Annotated in this window: 8 protein-coding genes; 4 read left to right on the top strand and 4 right to left on the bottom strand. The window is 70.7% G+C overall.

Annotation, left to right across the window (positions count from 1 at the left end; translation table 11 throughout):
- Positions 1–573: 573 nt before the first annotated feature.
- The gene (locus ACH4U8_RS10310; RefSeq protein WP_395776769.1) at positions 574–2142 is read right to left on the bottom strand and encodes an alpha/beta hydrolase; all 1569 of its coding nucleotides are present in this window, start codon (positions 2140–2142) and stop codon (positions 574–576) included.
- Positions 2143–3777: 1635 nt separating this feature from the next.
- On the opposite strand from ACH4U8_RS10310, the gene ACH4U8_RS10315 reads away from it, so the two are divergent.
- Both ACH4U8_RS10315 and ACH4U8_RS10320 read left to right on the top strand, forming a co-directional pair.
- Positions 3778–4494, top strand: coding sequence for a chitinase (locus ACH4U8_RS10315; protein WP_395776771.1), 717 nt, complete (start codon positions 3778–3780; stop codon positions 4492–4494).
- Positions 4495–6109: 1615 nt separating this feature from the next.
- Positions 6110–6463, top strand: a complete 354-nt coding sequence (locus tag ACH4U8_RS10320; RefSeq protein ID WP_395776773.1) for a VOC family protein — start codon at positions 6110–6112, stop codon at positions 6461–6463.
- A 694-nt stretch (positions 6464–7157) separates the two neighbouring features.
- Here ACH4U8_RS10320 and ACH4U8_RS10325 read toward each other — a convergent pair.
- Positions 7158–7856 carry a hypothetical protein gene (locus ACH4U8_RS10325; protein WP_395776775.1) on the bottom strand — a complete coding sequence of 233 codons (699 nt, stop codon included), beginning with the start codon at positions 7854–7856 and terminating at the stop codon, positions 7158–7160.
- A gap of 882 nt (positions 7857–8738) precedes the next feature.
- Between ACH4U8_RS10325 and ACH4U8_RS10330 the strand changes: the two genes are divergently transcribed.
- The gene (locus ACH4U8_RS10330; protein WP_360315326.1) at positions 8739–8951 is read left to right on the top strand and encodes a hypothetical protein; all 213 of its coding nucleotides are present in this window, start codon (positions 8739–8741) and stop codon (positions 8949–8951) included.
- Between the two features lie 32 nt (positions 8952–8983).
- Positions 8984–9325, top strand: a complete 342-nt coding sequence (locus ACH4U8_RS10335) for a fic family toxin-antitoxin system, toxin component (protein WP_395776777.1) — start codon at positions 8984–8986, stop codon at positions 9323–9325.
- A gap of 1068 nt (positions 9326–10393) precedes the next feature.
- On the opposite strand, the gene ACH4U8_RS10340 is transcribed toward ACH4U8_RS10335, so the two are convergent.
- Positions 10394–12418 (bottom strand): HelD family protein, encoded by a 2025-nt coding sequence (locus tag ACH4U8_RS10340; protein WP_395777011.1) that lies wholly within the window; start codon positions 12416–12418, stop codon positions 10394–10396.
- 251 nt (positions 12419–12669) lie between these two features.
- Positions 12670–12843: a hypothetical protein gene (locus ACH4U8_RS10345; protein ID WP_395776779.1), complete on the bottom strand. Its 174-nt coding sequence runs from the start codon at positions 12841–12843 to the stop codon at positions 12670–12672.
- Positions 12844–12983 lie beyond the last annotated feature (140 nt).

Genomic DNA, 12983 nt, shown 5'->3' on the forward strand with positions numbered 1-12983 from the left:
CACACGCATCTTGTGAGCCGGCCGCGCGCCCGAATCCCGCCGCGTCCACCGTGGCGTTCAGGAACCTTCTCGGCCGACGAGCGACGGGGGGACCTGCTCATGGCGTCACGACGAGCGAGCGGGGCAGGCCGTTCCGGCGTCGGGGGAGAAGCCGCACGGCTCGGTGGAAGGCGTGTGGACAACGCCGCCGGGGCGCGCAGCGGGGACCGCCGGGCCGGGTCCCGGTCGGCGCGGCCGAGGTGACGTGTGCGCCCGCGGGCCCGGCGTCCGGGGAGGGCGCGCCCGCGGGGTCGGACGCCGATCGGGATCTCCGGGACGGGTCGTTCGTCGCCGACTCGGCGCAGGCCCGGGGGATCGGCGCGGCGGTGACCGAGCCGATGCCGGCCAGGGTCACGCCGATCCACAGCACCGTCCCTCGGATCCACCGGTTGGTCCATGGTGCGTGGGCCGACGACGGCGGAGGCCGACGCCCCGGACGATGTCGTCGGCCGCCTCCGCCGCGTCGTGCCCCCGGCGGGAGCCGCTCGGACTCCCGGTCGAGGGCACGTGGCAGGCGGACTCGGGGAGTTGGGGTCAGAAGGGGCCGATCCGTGGGCGATTCGCGTGCAGGGTGGCGTAGGGAAGCCGGTTCCCGTCCTGTGCGGGAGCCGGGTCGTGGAAGCAGAAGAGGTCGCGCGCGGGCAGGGCTCCGGTGCTCAGGAAGTCGTGCGCTCGGGTGACCGCGCAGGACGGCGCCTCGGGGTCGTAGGCGCCGTGGTTTCCTCCGTCCACGGTGATCATGCGTGCCCGCTTGCCCAGGGCGGAGCGCATGCTCAGCGCACCCGGATAGGGCGTGGCCGGATCCCGGGTGGTCTGGAGCAGGAGGATGTCGGTCGCGCCGCGGTCGGTGATCCGCACCGCCGGCTCGACCGGGTCCGGCCAGAACGCGCATGGCCAGATGTTGGTACCCATGCCGCCCAGGATCGGGAACAGGGCCCGGTTGACCGTGGCTTCGCGCCAGTAGTGGGCGATGTCGCGCGGGGCGCGGCTGTCTCCGCAGGTCACCGCGAGCAGTACGGCCGTGTCGTTGTCCCGGGGGATACCGGGCGTGCTCGGCCACTCGCCCCACTGGGGAGGCGGCCCGGTGCCGGCGAGGAACCGCCACCACGCGGCGACTTCCGGGAACTGGAGGGTGTGGTAGGAGTACGCCTGATAGATGGCTCGGAAGAGGTTGCCGGTGACGGGACCCGCTCCGGGGTGTTGCACCGGGGAGCGATCGAGACGCTCGACCATGTCGAGGTAGCCCCGGCGTACGGCGGCAGGTGTGGCTCCGAGGCCGAGGGTGTCGTGCCGTTCGGCCGCCCAGGCGGCGAAGTCCCCGAACCGCGTATCGAATCCGTGGTCCCAGGACGCCCATCGTTCGTGCCACGTGACGTTGGGGTCGACGTTGGCGTCGAGGACGATCCGGTCGGTGCGGTCGGGGAAGAGTTCGGCGTACACCGCTCCCAGGTAGCTGCCGTAGGAAGCGCTGAGGTAGGAGAGCTTGCGTTCGCCGAGGGCGATCCGGATCCGGTCCATGTCTCGCGCGGTGTTGGCCGTGGTCACGTGTGGCAGCAGCGCGCCGCCGTTGGCGAGACAGTCTCGCGCCAGCTCACGGGCGAAGTCCACGTTGTCCGCGATCGATCCGTCCGGGGCCGGGTACGGGAAGAGGCGCTCATTGGTGATTTGGGTGGTGCGTCCACACGTGATCGGCGTGCTGTAGCCGAGACCGCGCGGGTCGAAGCCGATCAGGTCGAAGCGGTCCAGGACGTCCCGCGGATAGAGGCCGACCGACGTGCTCGGCCGGTTCAGGCTCGCCGCGCCGGGGCCGCCCGCGTTGTGCAGCAGGATGCCGCGGCGCAGTCCCGGCTTGGCCGTGGCCAGTCGGGACACCGCGATCTCGATGGTCCGGCCGGCCGGGGCGCGGTAGTCCATCGGTACGCGCAGCGTCGTGCATCGTAGTCGCGGGTCGACGGGGGCCCCGTTGGGGTCGGGCGGACAGGTCGTCCAGGTGAGCGTCGGCGGTCGTGCAGGGGCGGCCTCGGCCGGGATGGCGGCGGTCAGCGTGGCCGTGAGCGCGATTACCACAACCCCGCGGATGGCATCGCCTAATCGTCTTGTCATAGGTCTGGACCATAGAGAAGGACGGAGCGCCGCGTTACCCCCGAAGTGAAGCCGGTACGAGGGCACTCGGCCGGCCGACTCCGTTGCGCCCGCGTCCACGGGCATCCGGGTCGGCCCGTCGACCTCGATCGAAATGAAGCCACGGCGCGGGATCCGGGCACACGCCGATCAGGCCCACTCTCCCGTCGCCGCCGCGCCCGCATCCCGACCTGGGGCGCACGGCGGGATCCCGGCCACTGGCGCGCGGTGCCCCGCACGTTCCGCGACGGCCGCACCGAGACCTGGCGGGCTGCCGACGCGACGCTGGGCTGGTGGGGCCGGACGGAACGACCCGATTGGTGGTGGCAACCGCCGACCCGGCGATGCCGCCGGCCAGGGCCATCTGGAGTCTCGCCACCAACCTGCCCCGCCCGGGTGGGGCACGGGTTCACCGAACGGGAGCCGACGAACGCTCCGGCGCCGCAGCCCCACGCCGACGCCGGAGAGGGGGACCCGAAACCCCACCGCCGTCCCGGGAGCCCAACGGAGACGTGTTCTTGCGCGATCCCACCGGCGCTCTGTTCGGCCTCATCCAGCCGGCCCGATAGCGGCACCCGGCCCTTTGCCCTCCCGCCCGTCGGGCGGTCTCCGCGAGGTGGCGGGCGCGTCCGACCGCAGGTGCAGGGTGGTGGTCTTTCCGGCCGCGGCGGGCCCGGTGATGATCAGGGACGGCCGGGCTGTGGTCTTTTGGTGACGGCTCAGGGACCATCGGGGGTGCGCACGCTGGTGGCGAGGGTGTCGAAGGCCGGGGAGCGGACGGTCACGAACGCGGGTTGGTAGGGCGGGCGTTCGTCCCGGCTTGCGTGGCGGGACACCGGGTTCGGGTGGCGCCGGGGGCGCGGCGGCCGCGAAGTTCTGTCAGTCCTGCTGGGTGGTCACCGGCCGGGACTGTTCCGTCGTCTCCGCACCGACGCCCCACTCGTCGCCGTCCGATTGCGGATCGGGGGCACCGCGTCAGGGCCTCCTCGTGTGCGTCGTGGAGCCTGTACCCCGTGTACGGCGGGGCGGAGGAGTCGAGTTCGTCTTCGGCGGTGTCCGACCCCGGCAGTGGTGACTTGTCGCAACTGTCGTCGAGTTCATCGAGGCTGTCCCCGTCCCTTCCGCGGACCGTCTCGCCGAGGTTTTGTTCCCACTCCTCGCGCACCGAGCGTGTGGGTGGGGAGTCCGGATGGGTGTGGCGCGGGCCGGGAGGTGTTGTTCGGCACGGGTGGCGTGTCCGGCGCGGGTGCGGCGCATGAGCCGGTCGAGGGTGTCGGCGAGGTCGGCTTCGTACCGGTCGCGGCCCGCGTGGTGGGCGGTGACCGTTTTGACGTACCGCCAGGGGCGTCCGTCGAACGGGTGGTGGTGGGTGTGGTCACGGTGAATCCAGGGGATCTCCGTCAACTCCGCGTCGGGCAGGCGGATTCACACCTGGCGGCCGTCGTGCGGGTGTGGCGGACCTCCCACTTTGTGCGGCTTCTGTGGGCGGTTGGGTGAGCGCGAAGCAAACGGGTGGTATTTCGGCGTGTTCGTGCGATCGACCCGGATCCGGTGATCATGATGATGCCGCCGCTTCGCTCCCGGAGCGCTACTCGCCCACTTCCGATCCGAGGATCCATGAAGTTCTTCCGTGCCCTGTCGACGGCGACCGCGGTTGCCGTCGTCGGCACTTTCTTCGCGACCGTACCGACGACACCGGCGTCCGCCGCCGACTCCTTCGTGGTCGGCGAGGCCCAGTTCGAGAGGATGTTCCCGAACCGGAACCCCTTCTACACCCACAAGGGCCTGGTCGACGCCCTCGGCGCCTACCCGAGGTTCGCCGCCTCCGGCAGCGACGCCGTCCGCAGGCGCGAGGCGGCGGCCTTCCTCGCCAACGTCGGTCACGAGACCGGTGGCCTGAGGTACGTCGTCGAGCAGAACACCGCCGACTACCCGCACTACTGCGACCAATCACAGCCCTACGGCTGCCCGGCCGGACAATCCGCGTACTACGGCCGCGGCCCGCTGCAACTCAGCTGGAACTTCAACTACAAGGCCGCCGGCGACGCCCTCGGCATCGACCTCCTGCACGACCCGTGGCAGGTCGAGAAGAACCCGGCCACATCCTGGAAAACCGGTCTGTGGTTCTGGAACACCCAGAGGGGCGCCGGGCGCACGACCCCGCACGACGCGATGGTCGACGACAAGGGATTCGGCGAGACCATCCGCAGCATCAACGGCGCCCTGGAATGCGACGGCAAGAACCCCGACCAGCGCGACGACCGCATCAACCTGTACAAGCAGTTCGTCGACATCCTGGGCACCGACGTCGGCGGCGGCAACCTCTCCTGCTGAAGACCGACCGACGACCCCGCCCCGCACCATCGACTCCGCGCCGCGGAGCGCCGCAACGCCGGCACGGTGTGCGCCGGTCGCATTGTCGTGGGAACCGAGCCGCCGGCCACCGGGACCGGACCGGGCCGCGCTCTCGGACCCGAGGCATCCTCCTTGCCGGTCGAAGAACCCGGCGCCGGCAGAACACACCGAGGGGGTCGGCCCGTCCACGCGCCGACCCCCTCGCTTGATCTGCGGTCTGCTCGGGATTCCTGCCCGATTCTCCTGACGACCTTCGAGGGCCGAGTTCGGGTACGGCCCCTCCGGGCCCGTGGCTGCGCCGCGTTTCGTCCGCGTCGACCCTGCCGATGTATCGCTCGGTGGGCTCACAGCGCGCAGCGGTGGGCGTGGCGTCGGCGGGGTGTCGTTGTCCGGTCGTTGTGTGTGTCCCCGGGAGAGCGGCGGGGGCACACCGGATGCGAGTGTCGAGGGTGGAGGGGGGTCGGGTGAGGTGTGGGCCTTCGGGGGACGTCTACCGGATCACCGCCCACCAACTGCTCGTGACCGTCGTCGACATCCTCTCGCCGTAGCACGAACCCACCGGCCGCACGGCGCCGGCTCGGCTTCCGCAATGCGGCGCGGGAGTCGCCCGTGCCGCACCGCCGTGCGGGTCGCCCACGGCTGCGCCGGGTGGGTGTGGTTGGGTCTGCGATGTCTCTCTGATTCGTCTCCGGTTCTCCTTACGACTTTCGGGTACGTCGACGGGGGACCTGCCCACGGCCCGATCCGACGCTGCCCCCGGTCCGCGAGTTCGAGCACGCCGCCGCGAGGTCCGCCGGATTCGGCCCCTGCCGTGTCGACCGCGCGCCCTCGACGGAGCCCCGCCGGGCCCGCCCACGCACCTGCGTCGGATCGTCGCCGAGGGCGGGCCCCGACCGTCACGGGGCGCGATGCCGACGCGGGAACGCCGACATCGGCACGCCCCACCCGCGCCGTCCACCGACCTTCGCGGTGGCGCCGGCACGCGGGTTGCCATGGTCGATGCGGAGTGGGCGCACGTGGTGCGGGGGGAAGTCGTCGCGTTGCCGGGGACGTTGAGCGGTATCCGCGCGGCGCTTCCGGAGGACCGAAGCGCGGAGAGGCACACCGGCGGCCGAACCGGGGGCCGACCCCCGCGCGGTCCTCGATCCGGCCTCGGTTTCGACGAGGTCGCGCACGACACCCCCTTGAGCGCCTGGTGCATTGCGTGGTCCTGGACTGGGCGTTGCCGCCCGAGGGCCACGCGGAGGCCGAGGAGGCCATGGGACGCGTCCGGCGGGGCGACTACACCGGTGTGTGTCGTCGACGCCGACGGCAGCCTGGTGACCGGCCCACCCCCACACTGAGGAGACCACGTGGCCCGGTACCGCGTGCAGTTCACCGACAGCGCCGAGAACAACATCGCCAACTCCCCACCGCATGCCGGCAACGGTGGTGTCCGCTGGAGTGGTGTAGCAGCGATCACTTCTCGCGACTTGCTGCCACCACATCGCGCCGCTACACCGCGCCGGGGGACGCGATCCGCACACCGGACCGCAGTCGACGCCCGTCACCCCCCAGCCCCGGCAGTCGGCCGACCCTGTTTATGCTCACGCCCATGGCACTCGAATGGGAACAGATCATCGTCGACTCCTCCGACCCCATCGCCCTCGGGCGCTGGTGGGCCGAGGCTCTCGGCTGGGTAGTGGTCGACGAATCCGAGGAGATCATCGAGATCCGGCCCGAGCCGGACCGGATGCCGGGGCTGCTCTTCGTGCCTGTCCCCGAGGGCAAGACGTCGAAGAACCGCCTCCACCCCGACTTTCGTCCCGACGACCAGGAGGCCGAGGTCGCCCGGCTGCTCTCCCTCGGTGCCCGGCGCGCCGGCACCATGCAGGACGAGCAGCACTGGGTGACCCTCCTCGACCCGGAGGGCAACGAATTCTGTGTCCTGGGTGAGCGGAAGAGCTGAGCGGACGGTGTCGGGCCGAGTGGCGTAGCGGCGATCTCGGCATGTCTCTGGTCATGGGGCGGCCATTGCGCAACTCTGCGAGTAGCGAAGCTCGTTGAGGGGTGACGCGATGGCCGTTTCCCAGCCTGACCTGCTCCGGCCGATGGAGTCACCGCGTACGGCGGACGGAACCGAGCCGGTGGGAGTACGGGCGTTGGTCATCGAAGTCGGAGAAGACGACGGTCGTGGGCTTGCCGTTTCTGCCGGGCAGGGCCGGCCAGTCCCGCCCCCGTAGTCGATGACCCGGCTGCGTACAGGCTCTGTGGGGCAGCACCTCCTGCGGCGTGGCGGGATCGACGGATCGCATCAGGACGTGGCGGCCGTCGGACTGCGATTCCTTCCACCCCACTTCGTGGTCTCCCACGTACGTGGGCCGGGTGGGGCCTCCGCTCTGCTCGGCGGCGAGCCGGGCGTCGATGGGGGAGGGCCGTGCGCCGCACTTGGGTGGTGCGTCGTCTCGTGGTGGGGTTGTGCTGTTCATCGCCCCCGCCCAAGCGTGGGGGCGGCCCAGGCCCTCGGAACCGTGCCGACGTCGGGGACCTCCATTGCCTCCGCCGCGCCCACACCGTCGCGACCCGACCCGGACGTCCGTCGCCCGGACCCGTGCCCGCCGCCGACCGATCCCGGCGGCGGGCGCGGGTCCGGAGTGTGGGGTCTACTTGTGGAAGATCTCGGCGATCGCCTTGCGGACACCCGCGGCCACCGCCGGGCGCAGGACCTTGCCGATGAAGTCACCCTCCGAGGTGTCGGTCACCCACGGGTCCATCGTGCAGGAGACGAGGTAGTCGACCGCGTCGATCCTCGGGTCGTCCTGGACACCGAGGCGGGCCAGCAGGGGAGCCAGGTAGTGGTTCTTGTACAGCTCCCGTTCGAATGCCGAGCCGCTGAGGATGACGTCGGGCTGGTCGTTCGGGGCGACCAGGCCCTTGGCACCCGCCTTTGCCGGGGCCACGTTCAGGATCTCGACGATCCTGCGGTTGAGCCGGTTGGCCTTGTCGAGGCTCGTGTTGGGCTTCCCGTCGATCCGGGCGTTGAACGCGTAGCCGATGATGATCTGGTCGGAGCCCATTTCGGCGAGCAGTTTCATGGCCTCCGGGTCGGCCAGGATCTGTTCGTTGGACTTGACCACGATGCGGTCGTGGATGAACCGCAACTGCTCACGCAGGGCCTTCTCGTCGTGGGGGTGTTCGCGCTCGGCGGGCAGTCGCTGGGCGGGCGCGACGACGATGTCCTCGTGGTCCAGGCCCAGGGTGACGATGGCGGCGTACAGGCGTTTGCTGTTGAACATCGCCTGACCCAGGATCCGGCCGTAGCCGGACTGGTCGGGCCTGACGACGCGGTGGCTCAGGAACACGCCCGCCGCAGCGGCGCCGGGCTTGGACCCCTCGATGCCGAACAGCCCGATCCCCTCCGCGCCCTGGTTGATGTACGGGACCGGGTCCGAACCGCGCGACGCCTTGCGTGCGGGGTACTTCGAGGTCTTCTTTGCGTTCGCGGTAGGTGACGGCTGCGGCGAACGTGGTTTCCCGGGCGCTCCGGCCGCGCCTGTGCGCCCGAGGCGCCCCGCCGACGCCGGCCGTGTCCGCGCCGCCCTCCGTCACGAGGCTCTCGGCGTCGCCCGTCTCACCGGCACCGCCACCATCGTCACGCCGTCCTCGACGCCGTTGCCGTCCTCCGTGTCGTCACCGTCGTCCGCCGCTGGGCCGTTTTCGGTTTCGGGCGGGACGCCGACGACGCGGTGATGTCGGTCGGCTCGTCACCGCCGAGGTTGCTCGGCGGTCCTTCCGGCTCTGTCGCCGTGGACGCCTCGTCGATCGTGGTCCGTGTGGGGGTCCGCCGCACGCCAAGCCCGAGGAGGTGTCGTCACGAGCAGTCGACGACGCGGGACGAGGCGTGCGTGCCACCCGGTTCGCGGAGCCCGGGCCCACGACGGACTCGCGCGGGTGGCGGGCGTCGAGGTGATCGCCGGCTGTCGGGTCGAGCGCGGCGACCACGGCCGTGGCTCGACCGTGCCCTGTCGACGATGGTGGGGGAGGGGGCCATACGCGTTCGCGCGTGATTCCGGCGCCAGGGAAGTCGACGTGGTGACCGCCCCGAACGTGGTGGTCGCTCTCCTGGTCGTGGTGTTCGGTCATGTCCGTGCCGTGCTCGCGTGCCGCCCCCCGGTCCTGCGTTCGGGGCCGGGGTGTCTCGTTCCCGATTCCCCGTGCTGCTATCAGGTGGTAGCTTGCGGGTCATGGCGAAGACACAGGTGAACCTCCGGTTGGAGGAGGCCGCGGCGGAAATGGCGCGGCAGGCTGCGGAGACACGGCGCATGCCGGTGAACGAGTACGTCGAACAGTTGATCCGCACGGACAACGAGCGTCTGCGCGAGGTGTTCCTCGCGGGCGCCCAGGAGGTCCTGGACGGCTACGGCGACCTGCTGGACGAGATCGAGGCACGCGGGTGAGTGTGGGCGTGGATCTGGCGTGGATCCTCGAGGTGGCACGTCGCGCGGGGCGCGACGATCCGGCCCCGGACGACTACGGGGTCCCGGTCGCGGCCGTGGAACGGCATCGGGCGGTGATCGCCGGACAGGACGTCTACCACGGCCCCTACGCCAAGGCCGCCGCGCTCGCGCACAGCCTGGGCCGCATGCGCTGGCTGGAGCACTCGAACCTGCGTGTGGCCGTCGCGGTGGCCCACGGCTACCTCACGGCGTGCGGCGTGCCGATCAAGCTCACCCAGGCCGGAGTCACCGCGCTCGCCGACGAGTTGACCAGCGCGTCCTCCACCGCGGCGAGCGTCGCGGCGGTCCTCAAGACGTGGGACACCACCGACTGAGTCGTCGCTCGAATCCGTCTTCGGTTGTCGGGCCACCAGCGGGGACACGATCGGGAACGCCATGAAGTGGATGTGGTGGACGGTTCCGCGGTGTGCGTCCACCGGTCGACCTCGGGTCGGCAGCCTTGGTCGACGGTCGCCTCACCTCACCTCACCTCACCTCACCTCACCTCACCTCGCCTCGGCTCGGCTCGGCTCCGGGAACGCGAACCGGAATCGGGGACTCTCGCGAGCGCCTGCACGCTGTCCGCGAGACGTGGGGACAGTCGCGATGGCCGCCGATCGCGGAGGAGCCGGGGCCGTACGGATCCGCGGTGATCCGGTCCCTGCCCGCGTCGAAATGTTGCCGGACGTCGGGTGGCATGCCGTCGCGGACCCGGGCGACCCCCGGTGCGTACGCCACGGTGCAGGCGATCCCACTGCCACTCCTGCCCGCGCCTGGACGAAGCCGCAGATGGGGCGATCGAACTGCTTGCCCCCTCGAACTCGTCGACGCTGTTGCCCGAGGCGACGCCACGGCCGACCAGGCCCGCGCCGCACCTGCCCGTTCATGGACACGGGCCGGATGCACGGCCACATGTCCTGCATCGCGGTGATCCTTTGCACGGCGAGCAGGTGGTTCCGCTCGCCATACCACGCCTGTTGCCCGACGACGGCCCCGTCGGCGCTCGTATCGACGGTGACCGCGAGGCCGAAGTCGCGGACGGCGGGGCGGCCTTGCCCGTCCCACCAGCGCCAGGCCGCCTCCACGTCGACCGGACTTTCGGCCGACCCGTCGTATTGGTCGACTGGCCGACCCGGTCGTCCTGCCGCCGTACTCTCCCGACCTCTACCCGGTCGAGGGCAGTTGGGCGCAGCTGAAGAACGGACCTCCGGCCGACCTCGGCGCCCGTACCCTCGACGAGTTCGTCACCGTCGCCCGCCGAGGCCTGCGGCGCATCCAGCATGGCCCCGCACTCGTCAACGGCTTCGTCGCGGCAACCTCCCCGACGCAATGAACGACGACCATCGGATCCGCAAAGGTCAGTAAGTTGTGACGCCCTCAAGGGCCGTCATGAGGCGTGGTGTTCACCCGGGGCGGACGGCGATCAAACAGAGCCTCTTGGTGGCACGTGTGAAAGCGACATACAGATCACGTTCGCCGCTGGGGCGGGCCTCGATAATCTCCTGTGGGCCGACAACAATGCTCATATCGAACTCCAGGCCGCGCGCCTCGGATGCGGGTACGAGCCGCGCCCACTCCGTGATGCCGGCCGACGCCAGCTCGTCGAGTCGAGCATCCGCGCAGATCACGGCCGGCAGGTCGCCCGGATTGGCGGCGGCCTGGGCCCGGAGCTCCCCGGCCACGGTAGCGGCGAGAGTGTGCGGAGATGCGGTGAGGCTGCGGGGAGGCTCGCCGTGGCGGATGGACCGGCTCGGCGTGCTACCGGGGGCGATCCGCGCGAGCAGGGCCCGGGTGGCGGCCAGGATCTCCTTGGTCGTGCGGTAGCTGACCGTCAGTGTGTGCACGGTGAACCGGGTGCCGAGATGCGGTCCCAGCGCCTGGGCCCAGCCGCTCGCTGTCGTCGCGGGGCCCGCTTGGGCAAAATCGCCCACCAGCGTCATCGACCTGGCCGGGCATCGGCGCAGCACCATCCGCCATTGCATGGCGGTCAGTTCCTGGGCCTCGTCGACGACGATGTGCCCGAACGTCCGGCCCGTCGGACCGTCCACCAGGTTCGCCGCCTCGTCCAGCAGCGCCACATCGGCATCGGTCCACGGAGCGTCGGCCGAGCGCAGCAGAGCGCGTTCGTCATCGGTGAGTGACGGCAGGTGTACGGCTGCGGTGAGGGCATCCGTGAGCAGGTCCCGAACCACCGTCTCGGGCGGCAGCCGTGGCCACAGGGACTCCACCACACCCTCGGTGTGGGCGTCGCCCATGAGGTTCGCGCGCAGCGCCTCCGCATCGAACAACTCGGCCGGATCGACGGTTGCCGCGCCATCGAAGCCGAGAGCCCGCAGGTCGGCCTCGGCCGCGGCATCGAGGTCGAGGCTCGTGCCGTCGGTGATCTCGGCGTCGATGTGCGCGAGGGCCTCGGTGGCAGCACGCTCCAGCGTGCTTGTGACCGTGCCGATCAGGTGCTCCTTGAACACCTCCCGCGCACGGTTGTGCGCCAAGCCGCTCGCCACCGCAGACTCGCGGGCCGCCGCGACATCCCCGCTCGTCAAACGGACCCACTCCTGCCCCACACGTACGGCGGCCCGGGAGCCCGGAGGCGCCTGGCGGGAGCGCACCAGGTCCTTGAGCGCCTCAGCCATGACGGAGCTGCCCTTGAGCCGTGCAACATCGGACGGCTCCACAGCGGCGGGCACCACTCCGGCAAGCTCCCCGCACGTCGCCAGGACTACATCGTTCTCCCCGAGCGAGGGGAGTACACGCGAGACGTAGTCGAGGAACCGCGCGGTCGGCCCGAGCACCAGGACACCGCTCCTGGCGGCGCGCGGGAACGTATACAGCACGTACGCCGCCCGGTGTAGCGCCACGACGGTCTTGCCCGTGCCCGGTCCGCCCTCGACCACCGTCACCCCTCGATGAGGGGAACGAACAATCGCGTCCTGCTCCGCCTGCAACGTTGCCACTGCTGCACGCATCCGCCCCGTCCGCCGCGCCTCCAGCGCCTCCGTCAACGGGCCGTCGCCGACGATGTCGCCGGCTGTGGGCGCGGATCCGTCCAGCAACTCGTCACTCACCGCACGCACAACGCGTTCTTCCACCCGCAGGTGGCGGCGTCGCCGTAGCCCCATCGGATGGACCGTCGTCGCCGTATAGAAGGGCCGCGCCGCTTCCGCCCGCCAGTCGACGAGCAGCGGCAGCTCCCGGTCGTCCACGTGCAGGCCCAGCCGTCCGATGCGCAGGACGGTGCCGTCCGCGCCGTCGATCCGGCCGAACACCAGCCCCTCCTCGGCCCCTGCGAGCCGGTTGACATGCCCTGTCAGGCGCTCTGCGGCGACATCGCGCGCGTACATCCCTCCCACGCTGTCGGCCGACGACTTCAGCACGTCATGCAACCGGGCCCGCACGTCCGCCACTCGTTCGTCGAGCAGCCTGTACATAGCCGATACATGGGCCTGCTCCACCTCGACCTGCCATGCGGAACATTCATTCAACTGCGGCAAAGTCGTCCACCTCCTGGCTCGGCCCTCCACTATGCAAATAAGTCTCCATAAAAGTAAGGCTTGACTTACTTGTCGGCCTCGGCCGCCCAAGCCCCCATCGAATTTTCCCGGCACACTCCGGCGCGTCCGACCGACTGGCGAATGTCGTGACGGCTCAGTGGTCGGGCCAGGACGCTCCGGCTGATCTCCTAGCGCAGGACGGCTCCGGCGAGGTCGACGTCGCGGCGGTCGCGTTCCCCGCGCACCTGAGGGGAGCCGTGGCCGATGGTGCTCTCCGCGGTCGACCGCAGTTCACGTTCGCGCGCGGCGGAGAGTTTCGACCATTCCGCCTCGGCGTCGTCCGCGTGCTGCACGAGATACACCCATTCATGGTGTACCCCTCGACCATCGACACCCTTCTCGCCACGATTCACCGATGTCTTCGGCAACATGGGAATCCTGCGTGGATTTCTCCATAACATTGGTGAGCGGGTGACGAGTTCAACGCGGCCTGCCCGACGGG

Source organism: Embleya sp. NPDC020886, from assembly GCF_044333915.1.
GTDB lineage: Bacteria > Actinomycetota > Actinomycetes > Streptomycetales > Streptomycetaceae > Embleya.